Origin of the sequence: Arcobacter sp. F155, assembly GCF_004116455.1 — a bacterium.
In the GTDB taxonomy this organism is placed as follows: Bacteria; Campylobacterota; Campylobacteria; order Campylobacterales; family Arcobacteraceae; genus Halarcobacter.
Genome location: NZ_PDJU01000002.1, coordinates 103,293 through 124,115, shown reverse-complemented (window position 1 = coordinate 124,115; position 20,823 = coordinate 103,293). Strand labels below are relative to the sequence as shown.

18 protein-coding genes and 3 tRNA genes are annotated in these 20,823 nt (G+C 30.5%); 12 read left to right on the top strand and 9 right to left on the bottom strand.

The genetic code is table 11. From position 1 onward, the window contains the following. The first annotated feature begins 7 nt into the window (after positions 1-7). The 10 genes from hemE to cooS all read left to right on the top strand — a co-directional run bounded on the left by hemE (position 8) and on the right by cooS (position 8,064). Positions 8-1,045, top strand: a complete 1,038-nt coding sequence (gene hemE, locus CRV03_RS03100) for a uroporphyrinogen decarboxylase (RefSeq protein WP_129083688.1) — start codon at positions 8-10, stop codon at positions 1,043-1,045. After that, positions 1,046-1,963, top strand: a complete 918-nt coding sequence (locus tag CRV03_RS03095) for a radical SAM protein (protein ID WP_129083687.1) — start codon at positions 1,046-1,048, stop codon at positions 1,961-1,963. Between the two features lie 74 nt (positions 1,964-2,037). After that, positions 2,038-2,112, top strand: a tRNA-Asn gene (locus CRV03_RS03090). Positions 2,113-2,155: 43 nt separating this feature from the next. Then, positions 2,156-2,230: transfer RNA gene (locus CRV03_RS03085), tRNA-Asn, on the top strand. A gap of 31 nt (positions 2,231-2,261) precedes the next feature. Further along, positions 2,262-2,336 (top strand) — tRNA-Asn (locus CRV03_RS03080). 564 nt (positions 2,337-2,900) lie between these two features. Then, positions 2,901-3,869 carry an ABC transporter substrate-binding protein gene (locus CRV03_RS03075; RefSeq protein WP_129083686.1) on the top strand — a complete coding sequence of 323 codons (969 nt, stop codon included), beginning with the start codon at positions 2,901-2,903 and terminating at the stop codon, positions 3,867-3,869. Positions 3,870-3,874: 5 nt separating this feature from the next. After that, positions 3,875-4,624, top strand: coding sequence for an ABC transporter permease (locus CRV03_RS03070; protein WP_129083685.1), 750 nt, complete (start codon positions 3,875-3,877; stop codon positions 4,622-4,624). Beyond that, positions 4,617-5,384 (top strand): ABC transporter ATP-binding protein, encoded by a 768-nt coding sequence (locus CRV03_RS03065; protein WP_129083684.1) that lies wholly within the window; start codon positions 4,617-4,619, stop codon positions 5,382-5,384. The genes CRV03_RS03070 and CRV03_RS03065 overlap by 8 nt, the downstream gene beginning before the upstream one ends. A gap of 3 nt (positions 5,385-5,387) precedes the next feature. Beyond that, entirely contained in the window at positions 5,388-6,143 is a 756-nt protein-coding gene (locus CRV03_RS03060) for an AAA family ATPase (RefSeq protein WP_129083683.1), read from the top strand. Beyond that, positions 6,136-8,064: an anaerobic carbon-monoxide dehydrogenase catalytic subunit gene (cooS, locus tag CRV03_RS03055; protein WP_129083682.1), complete on the top strand. Its 1,929-nt coding sequence runs from the start codon at positions 6,136-6,138 to the stop codon at positions 8,062-8,064. Before CRV03_RS03060 ends, cooS begins: the two co-directional genes overlap by 8 nt. A 64-nt stretch (positions 8,065-8,128) precedes the next feature. Here the strand turns inward: cooS and CRV03_RS03050 are convergent, their stop codons facing one another. The 4 genes from CRV03_RS03050 to CRV03_RS03035 form a co-directional block, all read right to left on the bottom strand. After that, positions 8,129-9,817, bottom strand: a complete 1,689-nt coding sequence (locus CRV03_RS03050; RefSeq protein ID WP_129083681.1) for a protein adenylyltransferase SelO family protein — start codon at positions 9,815-9,817, stop codon at positions 8,129-8,131. Between the two features lie 103 nt (positions 9,818-9,920). After that, positions 9,921-12,389, bottom strand: coding sequence for an ABC transporter permease (locus tag CRV03_RS03045; protein ID WP_129083680.1), 2,469 nt, complete (start codon positions 12,387-12,389; stop codon positions 9,921-9,923). Next, positions 12,383-13,045, bottom strand: a complete 663-nt coding sequence (locus CRV03_RS03040) for an ABC transporter ATP-binding protein (RefSeq protein ID WP_129083679.1) — start codon at positions 13,043-13,045, stop codon at positions 12,383-12,385. The genes CRV03_RS03045 and CRV03_RS03040 overlap by 7 nt, the downstream gene beginning before the upstream one ends. Then, positions 13,045-13,653, bottom strand: coding sequence for an arylesterase (locus CRV03_RS03035; RefSeq protein ID WP_129083678.1), 609 nt, complete (start codon positions 13,651-13,653; stop codon positions 13,045-13,047). Before CRV03_RS03035 ends, CRV03_RS03040 begins: the two co-directional genes overlap by 1 nt. An 88-nt stretch (positions 13,654-13,741) precedes the next feature. Between CRV03_RS03035 and CRV03_RS03030 the strand changes: the two genes are divergently transcribed. Then, positions 13,742-14,551, top strand: coding sequence for a DnaJ domain-containing protein (locus tag CRV03_RS03030; protein ID WP_129083677.1), 810 nt, complete (start codon positions 13,742-13,744; stop codon positions 14,549-14,551). Positions 14,552-14,560: 9 nt separating this feature from the next. Next, positions 14,561-15,163 carry an RraA family protein gene (locus CRV03_RS03025; protein WP_129083676.1) on the top strand — a complete coding sequence of 201 codons (603 nt, stop codon included), beginning with the start codon at positions 14,561-14,563 and terminating at the stop codon, positions 15,161-15,163. A gap of 21 nt (positions 15,164-15,184) precedes the next feature. Here the strand turns inward: CRV03_RS03025 and ygiD are convergent, their stop codons facing one another. From ygiD to CRV03_RS03000, 5 genes are all read right to left on the bottom strand, one after another. Next, complete coding sequence (gene ygiD / locus CRV03_RS03020) at positions 15,185-16,012, bottom strand: 4,5-DOPA dioxygenase extradiol (protein ID WP_129083675.1); 828 nt, start codon at positions 16,010-16,012, stop codon at positions 15,185-15,187. Beyond that, positions 16,005-17,093, bottom strand: a complete 1,089-nt coding sequence (locus CRV03_RS03015) for an ADP-ribosylglycohydrolase family protein (protein ID WP_129083674.1) — start codon at positions 17,091-17,093, stop codon at positions 16,005-16,007. Before CRV03_RS03015 ends, ygiD begins: the two co-directional genes overlap by 8 nt. A 149-nt stretch (positions 17,094-17,242) precedes the next feature. Next, a complete protein-coding gene (locus CRV03_RS03010) occupies positions 17,243-19,510 on the bottom strand; it encodes a glutamine--tRNA ligase/YqeY domain fusion protein (protein ID WP_129083673.1) in 2,268 nt (755 codons plus the stop codon). A 77-nt stretch (positions 19,511-19,587) separates the two neighbouring features. Further along, positions 19,588-20,148 carry an RNA polymerase sigma factor SigZ gene (gene sigZ, locus CRV03_RS03005; protein WP_129083672.1) on the bottom strand — a complete coding sequence of 187 codons (561 nt, stop codon included), beginning with the start codon at positions 20,146-20,148 and terminating at the stop codon, positions 19,588-19,590. 27 nt (positions 20,149-20,175) lie between these two features. Continuing rightward, positions 20,176-20,769, bottom strand: coding sequence for a LysE family translocator (locus CRV03_RS03000; RefSeq protein WP_129083671.1), 594 nt, complete (start codon positions 20,767-20,769; stop codon positions 20,176-20,178). Between the last annotated feature and the right edge of the window lie 54 nt (positions 20,770-20,823).

Here is a 20,823-nt window from a genome sequence, read left to right as displayed (position 1 = left end):
TTAATAGATGTCAAAAATTTTTGTAGATGCATGTTTAAGAAAAGAGACTCCTTACACTCCTGTATGGATGATGAGACAAGCTGGAAGATATCTTCCAGAGTATATGGAAGTAAGAGCTCAAGCAGGTAACTTCTTAAACCTTTGCCACGACCCTAAAAAAGCTTGTGAAGTAACTATTCAACCACTTGATATTGTTGGTGTTGATGCTGCTATTTTATTTAGTGATATTCTTGTTATTCCAGATGAAATGGGAATGGATTTAGAGTTTATTAAAGGTTTTGGTCCTAAATTCAATGACCCAATTGAAAAAGAAGAGGATTTAGATAGATTAATTGGTGGTGAAGAAGCTGCTGATAAACTAACTTATGTTTATGAAACTATTAAACTTTTAAAACAAGAGTTACCAGAAGATAAAGCTCTTATTGGATTTACAGGTGCACCTTGGACTTTAGCAACTTATATGATTGAAGGACAAGGAACTAAAACATATAACATTTGTAAAAAAATGATGTATTCAAACCCAGAGTTTTTACATAGAATTTTAAGAAAAGTAACTGATGTAGTTAAGCACTATATGATTAAGCAAATTGAAGCTGGTGCTGATGTTGTTCAAATTTTTGATTCATGGGCTGCTGCAATTGAACCTGGAAAATATGACGAGTTCTCTTGGAAGTATATGGTTGAGATTGCTGAGTATATTAAAGAAAAATACCCAGAGATTCCAGTTATAATGTTCCCTAAAGGAGTAGCTGCATTTATCGAAAGAGGTGAAGTTTACGGAAACTTTGATGTATTTGGTGTAGATTGGGGAACTCCAATGGCACTAGCAAAAGAAAAACTTGGTGACAAGTATGTATTACAAGGAAATATGGAACCTTGTAGACTATACTCAAAAGAAGCAACAACACAGTGTGTAGAAGCTATTCAAAATGTAATGCAAGGTGAAGGTCATATCTTCAACTTAGGACATGGAATTTTACCTGATGTTCCAGTAGAAAATGCAAAACACTTTGTAGCAGAGTGTCAAAGAGTTTCAAAAAAGTAAATGTCTTATTCAAATAATATTATCTTTGGTCCTATTCCTTCAAGGAGATTTGGAATCTCTTTAGGAATAGACCTTTCCCCTTCAAAAAAACAATGTAATTTTGACTGTCTTTACTGTGAGCTTGAAAAAGCTAAAACAGTTGATGCTATGACAACTTATCCAAGTGTAGAAGAAGTAATCTCAGAAGTAAAAGCTTCTTTCGAAAAACATCCAAAAATTGATGTTATTACAATAACTGCAAATGGTGAACCAACTTTATATCCAGATTTAGAAAAATTAGTTGATGAACTTAATAAAATAAAGAAAGATGCAAAGACTCTTATTCTTTCAAATGGTAGTACAATCTATGATGAAAAGATTTACAAGGCACTTCTTAAAATTGATACTGTAAAGTTATCATTAGATTGTGTAAGTGAAAAGTGTTTTAAAAAGCTTGATAGAATACATGATGGAATTGATATTGAGAAAATAGTTGATTATATGGCTAAATTTAGCCAAGAGACTAATAATATACTTGTATTAGAGGTTTTATTTGTAAAAACACTAAATGACAAGGAAGAAGAGATAAAAGCTCTTTATGAGGCTATTAAGAAAATCAAACCACATAGAGTGGATATTGGTACAATTGATAGACCACCTGCATATAATGTAAAACCAGTATCTTTTGAGACTTTAGAAAATATTGCAAATATCTTTGAAGGTATTAATGTAAATATTGCTTATAAAAATAGACCAAAACTTGAATCAAGTTTCTCAGAAGAAGAAATAAAAGCAATGTTAAAAAGAAGACCTTTAACACAAGAAGACATAGATAATATGTTTGACAATGATAGTAAAATGAGTTTAGAAAAGCTATTAAAAAATCAAGAACTTACACTTGTAGATAGTAGTGGAGTTAAATTTTATAGAAAATTATAAAAATTATAAAAAATCACTTGACAAATCAAGTATTTTTTACTATAATTCCAACCCATTTAAGAGGAAGAATAGATTCCGGCATAGCTCAGTGGTAGAGTAGATGACTGTTAATCATTTGGTCCCTGGTTCGAATCCAGGTGCCGGAGCCACTTATCATTCTTTTAGATGAACAATTTTAAATTTTATATAGATTCCGGCATAGCTCAGTGGTAGAGTAGATGACTGTTAATCATTTGGTCCCTGGTTCGAATCCAGGTGCCGGAGCCACTATTTAAATTTAAAACTTTTCAAAACAAATTCCGGCATAGCTCAGTGGTAGAGTAGATGACTGTTAATCATTTGGTCCCTGGTTCGAATCCAGGTGCCGGAGCCACTTTTTAAAGCTTTTAGATATTTGAACTTAGGTTCTTTTATCTAGAAGCTTTTTTTTGCTCAAATTTTAATCAAAATTATCAAATCTAATTAAAAGCAACTTCTATTTACTTAATAAAATATGTGAATAAACAAAAACTTTTAAAATTTTTAACTTTTTATTTTAATAACTTAAATTAATAATATTGATATATTCATATTTTTTAAACATTAAAATCAATTTGTAATATAAAAATATACTTTATGCACTGTTTTATTTGGTTTTTCCCTTTAAGTATAGTTCCAAAAATATAAATAAACATTTTATTTATTATAATCAAAAATTATAACTTACAAAATCTCTTACCCTTGCTAACATACTTTTTTTGACTTCAAATTGGTAAACTTATTTTTACCTTTTTATTTATTATTAAATATTTTTTATTATAATTTTGCTCAAGATCTCTGTCAGAGATAGACACTATTATTTTTATATCTCTAAAATAATATCTGTTAACACTCCTAAAAATAGTCAACCTATTAAAACAACAACATAATAAATTTCAATGTTCAAAAAAGGATTATAATGGATAGACGTTCGTTTATTAAAAATGCCGCAACAGTTACAATTTTAACTTCATCAAGTGTTTCTTCTTTATTTGGAAGCAGTAAGCAAGAAGTAAAAATTGGTTATTTACCAATTACAGACCACTTAACTGTAATCGCTAGTAGTTTAGAAAAATATGACAATATGGTTTTAAAACCTATTAAGTTTTCTTCATGGCCTGAGTTAGCAGAAGCTTTAAGAGCAAAAGCTATTGATGGTGCCTTTGCTTTAACTCCTATTGGATTAGCTTTAAAGAAAAAAGGTACACCTATAAAAGCAGTATTAGCTGGACATAGAAATGGTTCTGTTATCACAGTAAAAAATTCTAATCAATTTAATAACGTAAAAGATTTAATTGGAAAAAATATAGCAATACCAAGTAGATTCTCTACTCATTATCTTTTAATTCATAAGTTATTAGAAGAGAATGGTATTAACCCAAATAAAGATGTAAGATTAATTGATATGTCACCTCCTGAGATGGTAAATGCAATGTCAACAGGAAAGATTGATGCATTTGTTGTAGCAGAGCCATTTGGGGCACAAGCAAACTCTCAAGATATAGGAAAAGTATTAGTATACTCAAAAGATGTATGGCAAGACCATGTTTGCTGTACTTTAAACTTAAGAGATGAGTTAATCAATAACTCTCCAATAGTTACACAAGAGTTAATCAATAAGTTTGTTTCTACTGCTGACTTTATTGGTAAAAACCCAAAAGATGCAGCAAAACTATCTAAAAGATATTTAGGTCAAAGACCTTCAATCATTGAAGATATCTTACTTTCAGAGCAAGAGATTGTTTCTTATAATGACTTAGTTATTTCAAATAGTGATTTAGACAGTACACAAGTACTTATGAAAAACTATGGTGTATCAGATATTATAGTTGATCCAAAGGATTATTTAGACTCTTCTTTTGCATTAAAAGCATATAACAAGGCTTAATAAGAATGAGAAACACTTGTTTAGGCATTCTTGGAATTTTTGTATTTGTTATTGGTTGGTATATTCTATCTTTAGGATATACTCCCAATCAACTACCTTCTCCACAAGATACGTATATAGCATTTTTAGAAATACTTGAAGATGGAACGTTATTTGAACACTTAATAGCAAGTTTAAATAGATTTGGTGTTGGTTATTTTAGTGGTGCAATATTGGGAATGATCATAGGTTTATTAGCAGGTAGGTATCTACTTGTATTTTCATTTTTTGATTCACTAGTTCAACTAATTAGACCAATTTCTCCTGTTGCATGGTTTCCACTTGCTGTACTTTGGTTTGGTATTGGTGATGCTCCTGCTATTTTTATTATTATATTAGCTACGTTTTTCCCTGTACTTTTATCTACAATTTCTGGTGTAAAACATGTTGACCCGCTTTTATTAAAAGTATCTCAAAATTTTGGTGCAAGTGAACTAAAAACATTTTTCAGCGTAATTATTCCTGCTTCTTTTCCTCATATTGTTATGGGATTAAATATTGGTATGGCAACAGCATGGATTCATTTAGTTGCAGGAGAGATGCTTGGAGCTCAGTCTGGACTTGGATATATGATTGTTGATGCTAGAAACTTCTTAAGGTCTGACTTGATTATTTGCGGAATGATTTTAATAGGAATTATTGGTTGGGTAATCAATATCCTTATGAAAAAATTTGAAAAATATGTTAATAAAAGATGGGGTGTAAGAGATGTCTAATATCATAATAAAAGATGTTGTAAAAAAATTTGTATCAAAAAACAAAGAAATAACAGCTCTTACAAAATCTTCACTGAACATAACTTCAGGAGAGTTTGTTTGTTTAATTGGACCTAGTGGTTGTGGTAAAACAACTTTGCTTAATATGCTTGCAGGATTCTTGGCTCCAAGTGAAGGTGAAATATTTATTGATGAAGAGAAAGTAAGTAAACCAAACTCAAAAAGAGTAACTATATTTCAAGAGTATGGATTATTACCTTGGAAAAGTGTTTTAGAAAATGTTTTATTTGGACTAGAGTGTATCAAGGTAGAGAAAAACAAAGCTAAAGCCTTAGCAACACATTATATAAATCTTGTTGGCTTAACAGGAAATGAAAATCGTGCAGTCTCTGAATTATCAGGAGGTATGAAACAAAGAGTATCTATTGCAAGAGCACTTGCTGTTAAACCCTCTGTATTATTTATGGATGAGCCATTTGGTGCATTAGATGCCTTTACTAGATACAAAATTCAAAATGAGTTATTAAAAATATGTAAAGAGGATAATCCCACAGTTGTTTTTGTAACCCATGATATTGATGAAGCAGTATATTTAGCAGATAAAGTTGTAGTAATGGAGCCAAGTCCTGGAAGAATTGAAGATGTTATAAATATCCAATTAAGTCATCCACGAGATAGAACTTCTATAGAGTTTGAAGAGGTTAGACACCAAGTGTTTGAGTCTTTTAAAAAAGCTAATGACGATAGTTTGAAAGGTTAGATTATGACAATATCATTTGCAGGAAAAGGTGGTGTTGGTAAAACAACTATTTGTTCACTATTAAGTTTATACCTAGATAAAAAAGGCTTTAGAGTTTTATCTATTGATGCAGACCCAGATGCAAACCTTTCTGTTGCCCTTGGTGCAAACTATACCAAACCACTTTCAACTCAAAAAGAGCTTTTAAAATCTATTGTAAATAATCATAAAAATGGTTTACAAGGTTTTTATGAATTAAATACAACTGTAGAAGATGTAGTTGCAACTTATGGTGATAGCTGGGGAGATAATAGCAAAGTTCTAACTTTAGGGTGGAGTAAAAATGGTGGTGAAGGTTGTTATTGTGTAGAAAACACTGCCTTATCTAGTTTGATTCGTTCTGTTGATAAAAATGATTTTGATTTTATTATTATTGATGGAGAAGCTGGCTTAGAACACTTAAGTAGGGGTGTTTTTGCAACTTCTGATTTACTTGTACTTGTTTATCAAATGGGAAGAAGAAGTGTACAAACAGCAAAAGATGCAAAAAAACTTGCTAGTGATTTAGGAATCAAAAATATAAAAAATGCAATTAGTGGATACAAAGATGATGAATTGAAAATCTTTGAAGAGATTTTTGATGAAGAGTTTTCTATCAAAATACCACAACAAGATAATATAAGACAAAAAGATATCTTGGGAGAAAAGCTAGCACTAAACCATATAATTGAATATGAGTTTGAAACATTTTTGAATAATTTAAAGGTTAAAAATGATTAATCCAAAAGAAGTGAGAAAACTAACAAAATCTTTTCCTTCAAAACAAGATGTGATGCAACATACACCTGACAAAGGTGTTGTTACGATGCTTAAATTTTTTGAAGAGAAAAATATAGAAACCTGTTTTGATAGATTTGATGCACAAACTCCAAATTGTGCTTATGGTCTAACTGGTGTTTGTTGTAAAGCCTGTCATATGGGACCATGTAAAATCACACCAAAATCTCCAAGGGGAATATGTGGGGCAGATGAAGATGTTATTGCCTCAAGAAATATTTTAAGATGGATGGCAGGTGGTGTATCATCTCATGGTGCTCGTTCTAGAGAGATAATTCTAAATCTTAAAAGAGTTGCCCAAGATAAAGATGAAAGTAAAATTCTAGGTAAAGAGAAACTAATTGGAGTTTCAAAAGCTTTTGAAATCTATGATGAAAATAAAGACTTATGTACCTTAGCTGATGAGGTTTGTAATATTTTATTAGATGATTTATCTAGACCATATACAGATGAATTCAAAACTATTAAAGCCTTTGCTCCAAAGTATAGAATAAAACTATGGGAAGATTTAGAAATCATACCAATAAGTACATATCAAGAAGTTTTTGAAGCACTTCATAGAACAGGTATTGGTACAGATGGTGATTGGGAAAACCTTATGCAACAAATGCTTAGATGTGGATTAGCATTCTCATTTGGTAGTGTTATGGGTGGCTCAATTGCTATGGATATACTTTATGGTATGCCAAAAGTTAGTGAAGTTGATACAAATTTCAATGCTTTAGAGCTTGATTATGTAAATATTGCTGTTCATGGACATTCACCTACATTAGTTCATTCAGTTGTTGCTTTATCAAGAGATGAAGAGTACATTAAAAAAGCAAAAGCAAATGGTGCAAAGGGAATAAAGATATATGGTATTTGTTGTAGTGGCTTATCAGCAAACTACAGACAAGGTGATGTTTCTCCTTTATCAAACTCTATTGGAGCTGAACTTGTTATGGGTACAGGAGCATTAGATGCTTGGGTTGTAGATGTTCAAGACATCTATCCATCAATTATGGATGTTGCAGAGTGTTTCCATACAAAAGTTATCACTACAAATGACTCAGCAAGACTTCCTGGTGCTATTCATATAGGACTGGACCATTATCATAGCAACTTAGATGAAATACCAAAATTAGCAGGTCAGATACTTGATGTTGCAATAGACAATAGAAAAGAGAGAGTTGAAGGCAATCTATTTATTCCTCAAACATCTGCAAAAGCACAATTAGGATTTAGTGTAGAGTCATTATTCCAAAAATTTGGTGGCGGAGATAAACTACTTGAAAAACTAAAAAGTGGTGAAATAAAAGGAATTGTTAATTTAGTTGGATGTAATAATCCAAAGGTTATGTATGAAAAAACAATTTGTGATGTTACAGACCATCTTTTAAAAAACAATATATTAATTTTAACAAATGGTTGTGCTTCATTTCCTCTTCTTAAATTAGGTTATTGTCTTCAAGATGCAAAAGAGAAGTGTGGTGAGAGTTTAGCAAAGATTGTTGAAGAGATTGATATTCCACCAGTACTACATTTTGGAGAATGTTTAGATAATGCTCGAGCTTCAGGATTATTTAGAGCCTTAAGTGATTTATCTCAACTTGAAACTAAACAGATGCCATTAGCATTCTCTTCACCAGAATGGAGTAATGAAAAAGGTATTGGTGCAGCTTTAGGTTTTAGACTTATGGGATTTAACTCATACCATTGTGTTGAACCTCCAATATCTGGATCTCAGAATCTAAGTAACTATTTTTATGAAGATTCAGTAAATGTAATTGATGCAAAGATGGTTGTAAATAGAGACCCACTTGAATTAGCTAAAACTATAGTAAACGATATAAATACTAGAAGAAAAAATATTAATTGGGATTAAAGCAGTTTTAATCTTTTATTTGTGGCTCCAAATTTTGGAGCCACTTTTTTACTTATTTTAGTTTTTATGAAGAACAACTAACATGAGAAACCCCAGCTATACCAAAGAAGCCTGAGTCTTTTTTAGCATAATATTTAGTTTCTATCTCAAGTGTTTGTTCTGAATATGGGTTTGTCATTATCTCTTGTAGTTTATTTACAAGATTGTAATTTCCTTGTTCAGCTTCTTTATACGTAGGAACTAATATCCACTCCCTTAGAGTATACTTTGGATTTATAAGCTTCATTTGTTTTGAAAGCTCTTCTTTTTCTTCACTTGAATTTATGTTTAGTAAAGTGTTCCATTTTTCTAGCCATCTATTCCATTTTGATTTTATAACTTCATTTTCAATCTTAGTATAAAAACTTTTTTCAAGCTCTGTTATATCTTTTGGTATATTTGATAACTCTCTAAAGAATATAGTGTAGTCAACTTTTGTTTCAATCATTAGATTAATAAGTTCATCAAAAAGTTTAGAATCAAACTTTTTAATACCTAATTTACTTACCCACATTTTTTCAATTTTTGATTGCATAATTTTAGGAAAATTAACTTCTATTTTTTCAAGTTCATTTATTGATTCTAGGTTTGAGATAATTAGTGGTTTTAAAGCAGAACAAAATGATTTGAAATTCTTTTGTGCTGCTTGTGGTTGATTGAAAAAAGAAAAATGCATACCTCCACCAGTCCACGGCTGATAGTTTGGTTCAAACATATCTATAAAACCAAAAGGCCCATAATCAAGTGTAAATCCACCAGCTGCACAGTTGTCACTATTGAAGTTACCTTGGCAGTATCCTACTCGTATCCAGTTAGCTACTAAAGAAGTAAGTCTATCTTGGAACTGTTTAGCTAGTAGAAGCACCTTTTTTTCTAAATCTAAATTAGCATCTATAGTTTCATTATATTCTCTATCAATTAGATGTAAAACTATCTCTTCTAGCTCTTTTAAAGCATTTTTGTGTTCATGTTTTCTAGCTCTTCTTCCAAAAAGTTCAAGTTGCCCAACTCTTATAAAAGAAGTTGCAACTCTTGTAGTAATAGTAACATCTTCTTCAATCATAACTTCAGGGTCTCTTGAATGAGAATCATCTCTAAACCATGGTCTTTGTACTTGTTCTTCTTTTGATGTAAATAGTGTCAATGACCTTGTTGTTGGAACACCTAAAGAGTGCATATGTTCTTGGGCTAAAAACTCTCGTACACTTGATCTTAAAACTGCTCGCCCATCTGCACCTCTACAGTATGGTGTTCTTCCAGCACCTTTTAGTTGAAACTCCCATTTTTTGTTATTTAAAACTGCTTCAAAAATAGAGATTGCTCTTCCATCACCATACCCATTTCCTGTTTGAAAAGGGCATTGTGCATAATACTCATTTCCATAAATAGATAGTGCATATCCTGTAGCCCAACCTTTAGTTCTCATAGGACTTGGTATATTTGATAAATTTCCTGAAAACATTTTTATAAAGTTCTCTTCTTTTAGAAGATTTTCATCTAAACCTAATTGTTCAAAAAAGTTTTTACTATGTGAAATATATATTGGGTTTTTTATTGCAGTTGGCTCAACGTTTACATAGTGTCCAGAAAATACTTCCCTAGGATTTTTATTTTCCCCGTGAAATTTTTCATCAGGGTCACTAGTAAGGTTTTCTACAAAAGAGTAGTTACTAGTATTTGCTAATTTTTCAAAGTTATTTATATTTTTATTCATTTTTATTAATCCATTAATCTAGTTAATAAGATTTTTAACATAACTATTTGAAATACATAGAAAAATTAGCATTTAAAAATTTTTATTAAGTGAAAAGTAAACCTTATTCACCAAAAAGCACATTCTCCTTTTGATGAATAATCTTTGATGTAAAAAGGCTTACAACCAAAATAGTTAGTATTGGTATTAATAAAAAGTAAAGTAGCAAAATATCTGCTCTAAAATCCCAGTAGGACTCAAAAAGTAAATCACTTATAAAATAAGAACCAACACTTCCTAAAACTATTCCTAAAATGCTAGCCGTAAGTGAAATAAGACCAAACTCCAGTAAAAAAGAGTTTTTAATAGTCTTATTTTTTATACCAATCATTTTTAGTCTAAGGATATTGTTTTTTTGTAAGTTCATTTGATATTGAATAATAATAAAACTCATAAGTAAACCAATAAATACAGAATACAAGCTCATCTTTTCAGTGATTGATGAAACATCTTTTACCACAGTTGCAAAGGATTCAAAAAGGTTTTTAACATCTATAACAGTAAGACTAGGAAACTTATCTGTAAGATTTAAAAGCATTTTTGTTGCATCATACTCTCCTGTAGAGATAGTTGCTAACATAGTTTTTGGAGCATCATTTATAGCTCCTTCTTGAAGTAGTAAAAAGAAGTTTGGAGTAAATTCAGTCCATTTTACTGTTCTTATATTTACAACTTTGGCTTCAAGTTCAAGTCCTAAAACATCAAAAACTACAGTATCTCCTAGGTTGATACCTCTTCTTTTTGCATATCTTTTTTCTACACTTAACTCAATAGGCTTAGAAAAGTCACTTGAATCATATACTCCACTAAACTCTCTTCCTTCTATAATCTGTTCACTTGGCTTTAAATCATTTCTATATGATAGATTTACAGCTGAGTTTCTAGCATTTTCACCTTTTTGTGATTGTTCTTTTCCATTTATTTTAAGAACTCTTGCTCGTATCATAGGAGCTACATTTTCTAGTTTTGCTCCTAGTTTTTCTACTTGCTTATTTATATCTTTTAGTTGTTCTTCTTTTGCATCTACTACAAAAAATCTAGGTCTCTCTTCTACACTTTTTGTTAAAACATTCGATAAAGAACTTCCTACTTGAGGAATAAGACTAAAAAATGCTGTACATAAAAGTATTGCAGTAAATAGTGTAAGTGAAGTTCTTTTTTGTCTTATGATATTTTTTAAAGCTAGTGATAAAGCTAGATTATCAAGGTGTCCAGTAAAATCAAATCTTTTTAATAAAAAAGAACCTATTGTAAAAAGTAGGACGATTATTACAAGTACACTAAGAGCAAAGAAAAAGCCTATATATTTAGAAGGGGTAACAAAGTGTGAAAGCACAAGTAAAAAGCCTACAAAGGGAAGAAAACTTAAGATAACTCTTGAAAGTTTTCTTTTTTGCCTTTGAACTAATGGCAAGATTAGAGGAAGTCCTATAGATAAACTCAATACAAAAAGTACAATAGCAGATTTTACAAAGAACATATAGTCTAAAGAAAAGTCAAAACTAAAGTCAATATATTTTTGAATAAATGGCCCTATAAACTGAGATGATGCAGTTATAAAAGTAAATACTAAAACTGTAGCTATACTTATAAGTACAAAAAGATGAAGTAAATAAGTCATAATAAGATTTCTCTTGCTAACTCCAATATCATTTAATACATAAATATCATCTTGATGTTTTCGCAAAAATCCTGAGTAAAGATATATAAGCCCAACAAGACCTAAGAAAAATGAGATTAAAGATACAAGGGACAAGAAGTTTGTCAAGAAGTTTAATACTGCTATTAGTCTATCTCTTCCATCATTTGGTGATAAAACCCTAAGTGTTCTATCTAGTTGTGCTTCTATTTGTTCTTCTAGGACTTCTAGTTTATCATTACTTAGGTTTTCTTCAAAGAGGTAGTTCAGTTTGTATCTTGCAGTTGAGCCAAATTTTAAAAGTTCACTTCTTTTTAAACCTTCAGAACTTAAATATACTTTTGGCATAAAACCACTAAAGCTAATATTCTTTAAACTATCTTCTTTAATAACTTTTCCTATAGTATAGTCGTTACTTCCTATTTTTAGAGTATCATTTGCTTTTAGTTCAAGTAGGTCTAAAACTTCTTGATATACCCAAACTTCATTCTCTTTTGGTAAGGTTTGTCCTTTTGGATAAGTTGAGTTATCATTAAAAGTTAAACCACCATAATATGGAAAACCTTCGTTTATTTGAACAAGTTCCATTAGTCTTGCTCTTTTAGAGGAAGCTACCATACTTACTGTTGATATACCTTCATCATAAGCTTTTATTTGTGGAAGTAGGGCCTTTACTTTCTCTTTTTGTATGTCTCTGATTGGAAACCTTGAAGATACAACTAAATCAGCTCCAAGTAAACTTTTTGCTTTTTCATCAAGGGATGTATCTATACTTGTTTTAAAAAACTGTAAATAAGACAGCGATGCAATAGCTAAACAAAAGTTTAGTATAAATATAAAACTAAAAGATTTAGACCTTTTTAAAGCCTTTGAAACTAGTTCAACAACTAACATTTCTTTAGATTTCCTGCAATTAGTTCATAAGTTTCTTTACATCTGGCTGCTACATCTTTAGAGTGAGTTACCAAAATCAAAGTAGTGTTGTTTTTTTTGATTAGTTCAAAAAGTTTATCCATAACAGCTATTCCTGTCTCTTCGTCTAAGTTTCCGCTTGGTTCATCTGCAAGTATTACCTTTGGATTATGGATTAAAGCTCTAGCTATAGCAACACGTTGTTTTTCTCCACCACTTAACTGTGATGGTAAGTGGTCAACTCTATGACCTAAGCCTACACTTTCTAATAGTTCAATAGCTTTTTCTTTTGCATTTTTTATACCACAAACCTTTGCTGGAAGCATTACATTTTCTAGGGCATTTAAGTATGAAACTAAATGAAAGTTTTGAAAAACAAAACCTATATTTGTTGCTCTAAAGTCATTTATATTTTCTTCTTTCATATCTTTATACGAAACATTATCAAGTAAAATATCTCCATCATTTGGTTTGATAATACCAGAGATTAGTGAAAGCAAGGTTGATTTACCACTTCCAGATTTTCCCATGATAGCAACTCTTTGTGCCTTTTTTACATGGAAGTTTAAATTATCATATATCTTAACTTCTTGTGCTCCTTGAATATATGATTTTTTTAGTGCTTTAATTTGTAACATTATAGTTCTTCCTTTAGAAACTTGAATACTTCTTTTGCCATGATTTCATGACCCTTTGCATTTGGATGTATCCCATCTGCTTGATTTAGTCCTTGAACTCCTGCCACATCTTTTAATAAAAATGGCATAAATTTAAGCATGTACTTCTCTTTTAGTTTTAAATACATATTTGCAAACTCTTTTGAGTAAGTAGGTCCATAGTTTGGTGGAATAAGCATACCAGCTAATAATACTTTTGCATTAGCTTTTTTTGCATGGGAGATTATCTCTTCTAGGTTTTGTTGACTTTGTGTAAGGTTTAATCCTCTAAGTCCATCATTTGCTCCAAGGGCAATAAAAACAATGTCAGGCTTTCTTTTTAGATACCATTTTAGTCTAGATAGAGCATCACTAGTAGTAGAACCACTTACTCCACCATTTATAGCTTTGATATTTTTATTTAGATTAGTTTTTGCTAATTCTTGTACTAAACTTGGATAGGCTTCACTTTTTGATACTCCTAATCCTTCTGTTAATGAGTCTCCTAAAAACAAAATTGTTTTAGTACTAGTATTTGCAAATAAAACTTGTAGCGTGATTATAAATAGGATAAAAATTGTCTTTTTCATGCTGAATACTAGCAAAAGATAATGGGCAAGTCAATTAAGTTTAAGTAGATATAATTTCTTTTCAATTAACTATAATAAAGGTATCTCTTTGAATATAAAATTAAAAAAATGGATTTTTATAGCACTGTTTCTTGTGATATTGTATTACACTTTTATCGTAAATACATTTTTAACTCTATCAGTTATTTTTGGTTTAATTGTAGCCGTTAAACTTTATAAACTTTATTCAAAAAAGAAATTAAATAAATTAGTAGCTTCCAAAGAGCTTTTTAGAGAAAGCTATTTAGGTCACTTTATTGTTCTAGTTGCAAAGGTAGCAAAAGCAGATGGAAGAGTAGATGAATTAGAAGCTCAACTTATTGGAATGATGTTTGATGATATCTCAAAAGTTTTTGATGAAAAAGACAAAGCTAGAGGTATCATGAAAGAGATTTTCAATAAAGAAAAAGAAACAATAGATGACACACAACAAATAGCAAATTCTTTAAACAAACTTCTTGGAAAAAGCATCTTAAAAAGAAGACAGTTTATTAGCTTTTTAATTCAACTTGCCTTTATAGATAATGGTATTAGTAGTGATGAAGATAAGATCTTAAGAGTTATTGCAAAAGAGTTACAAATCTCAGATGAGGTATATAACTCTATAGTTAGTACTTTAGAGCAAAAAATGCAAAATAATAAAGACTCTATGACTCCAAGTAAAGCCTATGAAGTCTTAGGAGTAAAAGAGAGTGATGATATGAATACTATTAAAAAAGCTTACAGAAAACTTGTAAGAGAGTATCATCCTGATATTATTAGTTCACAAGATAAAGATGAGTCATATATGGAAGAAGCAACAGCTAAAACCCAAGAGATAAATCAGGCTTATCAAGTTATTAAAAATTTACGTTCTTAAGGAGTATTAATGGATTATGAAAAGTTTGCCCAGTTTAGCCCTTGTGATTATGCAGGACCAATAAAAAGAGAGAGTTTTATGGATGCTGGTATGAAACAACTTTGGGTGGATATACCAAGAATTTCAGGACCTGCATTTACTGTAAATATGGTTCCTGGAGATAACTTAGCACTTCATAGAGCTATTTATGAAGCACCAAAGGGTTCAATTATAGTAGCTCAAACTAACTCTATGGATTATGCAGTTTCTGGTGGAAATGTTTGTGCTATTGCTCAAGGGCTTGGGATAAAAGGTTTTGTAATAGATGGTGTAGTTAGAGATATAGGAGAAGTAAAAGAGATTAAGTTTCCTATTTTTGGTAGGGGAGTTCATCCTATGCCTGGAACTAAAAAAGCTGTTTTACCCCTAAATACTCCAATCGTAGCTGGTGGTATTGCTGTAAATCCTGGTGATATTATAGTTGCTGATGAAGAGGGAATTGCTGTTATTGCTAAAGAAAAAGCTGAAGAAGTTTATAATCAAACAAAAACAAACGTAGAAGCTGAAAAAGAGATGGGCTTTGAAAAATGGGCACAAAATCATAGAAAGAAGATAGACTCTTTTTATGAATAAAAGAGCCTATTAAAAAATCATTTAACCAATTTTAATACATCTCATTGTTAGATTTCCAGAAATTATTTCATCATGAAAATGCTCTACTTTATCATCAGAGTTTATACATGCTGCACTATAAAGTAGGGGAATATAATGGTCATCATAAGGATGAGCAATAGTAAACAATGGATGTTCTTTTATATTTATAAGTTTTGAACTCTTTTTAAAATTAAAAGCATCTTTTACATATTCATCAAAAGATAAAGCCCATGTATCTATTTCTTGGGCATTAGGATTTGTTAATCTTAGATTGTGAGTAACACTACCGCTTCCAATAATTAAAACACCATTTTCTCTTAGAATACTAAGTATCTTACCTAATTTAAAGTGTTGCTTATAAGTTAAAGTATTGTTAATAGATATTTGAAAAGTAGGGATATCGGCTTTTGGATACATGTGTCTTAAAATACTCCATGCACCATGGTCTAAACCTCTATCTACAGTTGGAGCTTTTATTTTATTTGATATACTATTTGCTAAAGTAGGGTTTCCTTTAGGCTCATAAACTATATCATATAATATATCAGGGAAGTTATAAAAATCATATATAGTTTCTTGTTCTTCTGCGTTTGATACAAGAGTTTGGTTCTCGTACCAGTGGGCTGAAATCACTATAATTGCTTTTGGTTTTTCAAAAGTTTTAGATATGTTTTTTAGTTTTTTTGTATAACTATTATCTAAAATAATATTCATAGGGCTTCCATGACTTATAAAAAGTGCAGGCATTTTCTTTTTTGTTTTATTACTTGCAAATAGTGGTGAAGATAGTAATAAGGTTGTGAACTTAAGGAACTCTTTTCTAGTCATTTAAACTCTTTCCTACTTGTTTTGATAACTTTTGGGCTAAAGCTAGTAATTCTTCTTTTTCATTTAGTCCATCAATAAATCTTTGTGGAATATTTTTTATTCCAACTTGTGCTCCAACTAAAGCTCCTGTTAAAATTGACCTTGCTTGATTTTGTCCTCCTCCATTCAATGAGTGTAAAATTGCTGATTCAAAGTCATTATTAAATCTTGCTGCAAGATAATAGCAAGCTGGAAGCATATGATAAATAGCACAGGGCATACCATATACTAAAGATACTTTCCATGCTGGTTCAATTTGTATTTGTGGGTCTTTGGCTGCTTTTGCTATAAAGGATGGAGAAAGTAGGGCATCAGGAGATGCAAATAATCCAATATTTGATGGGTCTTTACTTCCAGGTTTTGGTGGTTGAAAATTATCAGATGTAACTGCATGAAAAGGTAGTTGTTTTGTTTTTACAAGTTTCATTAATTTATTTGAAATATCTTCATCTAGCTTTTCACCTTGAATTAGTTGAGCTAAAATAGCTCCATATGCAACTGTCATCGAACCAACAATATCATCAACTTGTGTTAAAAATGTATTATGAGAAATTGATTTTGCTAACTTTTGTGGCTCGTATGCATATCTTACTGCTAATGCTAGAGTTCTTTCAATTGCTTCAGTTGTATCAGCTTGGCTTCCTACTTCACTCCAGTCAAGTTTTTGTTCAACTCTTTGTCTATAGACTTCTCTAATTGATTGTGAAGTATATCCTCCTGGTCCATGAGTTGGAATGCCATCAATTTTTGTAAATAATTCTTCATCAATCTTTTTACAAAAATCTTCTTGATCATAGCCATTATTATCTAAAATAGAATTTATCATTAATTTTAGTATAAAACCTGCTTGAGATGAGTCACCAGCTTTTTGATTTTCGTGGTATCTTCCTTTTTTAGGAGTAGTATAATCTGTTATCCATGTTCCATAATCTTTGTATTGTTCTTCTAAGTCATAATACCAGTGACAACCTAATGCTAGTGCATCTCCAATAAATGCTCCAATAATTGCACCTTGTGCTCTTTCTTTTGTAGTTATTGCCATAATTATCCTTTTAAGAATATTTGTATTTTGAGTATAGTACTAATTAGTAGTAATGTCAATAGTAGTATTGGTTAGAAATTAATATATCTTAAAATTTAAAAGATTAGGGGGGAATATCAAGCTTTAAAAAGCTTGATATTTTGATAAAGTTATTTGTTTAGTTGTTGTGCAACAAGTTGATTTACAACTTTAGGATTTGCTTTTCCACCTGTTGCTTTTAATACTTGTCCTACAAAGAAACCTGAAAGTTTTGTATTTCCATTTTTAAACTTCTCCAGGTTATCTGGATTTTTTGCAATAACTTCATCAATAATAGGTGAAATTACAGCAGGGTCACTGATTTGAATTAAACCTTTGTCTTCAACTATTTGTTTTGGACTTTTTCCTGATTCACTCATTTCTTCAAAAACTTGTTTTGCAATCTTTGTTGAAATAGTTTCATCATCAACCATTTTAATAAGCTCAGCGATATCTGAAGCATTAAACTTAAGTTCAGAAATAGATTTTTCTTTTAATTGTTTAGCTACATCATTTGCAACAATATTAGCTAAAGCTACAGGACTATCTAAATGTTTTAGAGTTTCTTCATAAAAAGAAGAAAGTTTTTCATCTCTACATAAAATATTTGATACTTCTGAGTTTAGTTTTAACTCTTTAGTATACTTTTCAAATAATGCTTCTTGCTCTTTTGTTAGAGGAGCTGCTTCCCCATCTATTTGAACTTTTTTAGGCTCTTGTTTTTGAGTAGGTTTTGGTTTATCATCTTCTTTTTTACTCTTTTTAGCCCAAGAGTCTTTTAATGATACAATCTTATTAAATACAGGAGCTTCATCTGTATAATCAATTGGGTCTTTGTAGAAATAACCTTGTCTCTCAAACTGGAATCTTTCATCTACATCATCTTCAATTACAGCTGGTTCTACAAGTGCATCTTTGATAATAGAAAGAGAATCAGGGTTTAAATCATCTAATCCTTCTGGGGCTTCATTTTTATAAAGTCTATCATAAAGTCTAACTTCTATGTTTTTTGCTTTACTTGCACTTACCCATTGAATAGCACTTTTTACTTTGATATCACTTGTATCACTTCCACTTTTTGAGTCTTTATAGTATTCGGCTTTAATTTCAATGATTTTCCCACTTGCATCTTTGATAACTTCTTTACAAGAGATGATATAACCATGTCTTAATCTTACAGGTTGAGTAGGAGTAAGTCTATAGTATCCTTTTGGAGGATTTTCATTAAAGTCTTCTCTCTCTATAAAAAGCTCTTTTGTAAATGGTATTTTTCTAGAACCTTCTTTTGGAACATCATGGGGATAATATGAGGCTTCAATCTCTTCACCTTCTCCTTCATAGTTTTCTATAGTTACTTTAAGTGGGTCTAACACACACATAACTCTAGGAACTTTTTGATTTAAATCGTTTCTAATACAATATTCTAATTGTGCAACATCAACCATTGAGTTTGCTTTTGCAATACCTATTTGATCACAGAAGTTCAGTATAGATTCCGGAGTATATCCTCTTCTTTTATATCCAGCAATTGTTGGCATTCTTGGATCATCCCAACCACTTACATAATTACCTTCAACTAGTTCAAGAAGCTTTCTTTTACTCATTACAGTATAGTTAATTCCAAGTCTAGCAAATTCATGTTGATATGGTCTTGGTGGAGTAAGTTCTAAAGTATCTAATACCCAATCATAGATATCTCTATTGTTTTCAAACTCTAAAGTACAAATAGAGTGAGTAACACCTTCAATATAATCAGATAAACAATGAGCAAAATCATACATAGGGTAAATACACCATTTATCACCAGCTCTAAAGTGGTGTGCATGTCTAATTCTATATAAAAGAGGGTCTCTCATTTTCATATTAGCTGCGCTCATGTCAATCTTTGCTCTTAATACATGTTCACCATCTTTAAACTCACCATTTTTCATTTTTTCAAATAGTTCAAGGTTTTCTTCTACTGTTCTATTTGCATATTGGCTTCTTTTACCAGCTTGTGTAACAGTACCTCTTAGTTCTCTCATTTCTTCTTCGTTTATACTATCAACATATGCTTTTTCTTTTTTGATAAGTTCTACAGCATAGTCATATAGTTTTTGGAAATAATCAGATGTAAAATATACTTCTTCACCCCAGTCAAAACCAAGCCATTGAACAGCATCTTTTAAGGCTTCTACATATTTTGTATCTTCTTTTGTTGGGTTTGTATCATCCATTCTAAGGTTACAGTGACCATTATAATCACGTGCAATACCAAAGTTTATACAGATAGATTTAGCGTGTCCAATATGAGGAAAACCGTTTGGCTCAGGAGGGAATCTTGTAACCACCTCATTATATTTGTTTGATTTTAGGTCTTCTTCTACTATAACACGTAAAAAATCTTTGCTTTCATTCATTATTATTAAACCTTTGATTTTGTAACTTTTAAGGTAGTTATTTTATCTAATTAGTGCTTATAAATGTTCAATATAGTTTATTTTAGTAAATCACAGTTTTTTTCATCTTTTATTTGTACTTCTACAATACGGTTATGTTTGTTAATTTCTAATTGACAACACTCTAAAAGCATCTCTTTTAATATCTTTCTTCCTCTTTGAACTCTTGACTTTGCACCAGAGAGTGATATTTGCTCATCATTTGCAAGTTCTTGTTGAGATTTATTTTCTATTTCTGTAAGTTGTATGGCATTTTTATATTTTGAAGGAAGCTTTTCGATTAGAAATCCTAGACATAAAGAGAGTTCTTCATTTATTCTCTCATCTGAGTCAATTTCAAAAGGTTTCTCTACCCAATCAGGTATCTCTTTTATATCTTTATTTGTACGATAAAAGTCAATTATGGTATTTCTTGTAATTTGATATATCCAACTTTTTAGTTTTGTAAAATCATTTAAAGTATGCATTTTAGAATGAATTTTTATAAATACTTCATGTAGTATGTCTTTTGCCATTTGTTTATTAGAAACTTTACTACTAATAAAGCCAAGAAGTTGTTTATGATACTCTTTCCATACCTCTTCAGTTGTTTTATCCATAATGACTCCTTAGTTAAATAATTATATCTAAAAGATTTGTACATAAAATAAGTATACGGCTAAGACTATTAACAATGAACCCATTATAAAATTAAGCAGTTTTAAGTGCTTTTCTATTTTAAGTAAATAACTAATTTTTTCTCCTATATATCCCCAGAATATTAAACTTAAGTAGCAAATAAAAAAATAAATAAAAATAAAACTATAAAGATTAAAATCAGAAGAAGAAAAAAGTGATACACCTGACATTGAAGCAATCCAAGCTTTTGGATTAAGCCATTGCATCAAAAAACCTTCATAGAAGTATGGAGTTTTCTTTTCCTTATTATTTATCTCAATATTCCCCGTTGAGTTAATAATTTTATATCCTATGTATATTATAAATAAGGAGCTTAAGAAGGTTAAAGAAGAAAAAAACAGACTCTTTTTTTCTAAAACTGTATTAAAACCCAACCCAATCAATACTAAAAGTAGGGTAAAACCAATAGTTGCTCCTGATATAAAAGCAAATGTTTTTTTAAAACCATTATTTATACCAGAGTTTACGATTACTATATTTACAGGTCCTGGAGTGATTGACATTATAAGAGAGAAGGTGCACATAGCTAAAAATAGACTCATAATTATCCTTTATTGTTCATTTATATAAGTAGACGAAGAAAAATACAAAAAGAT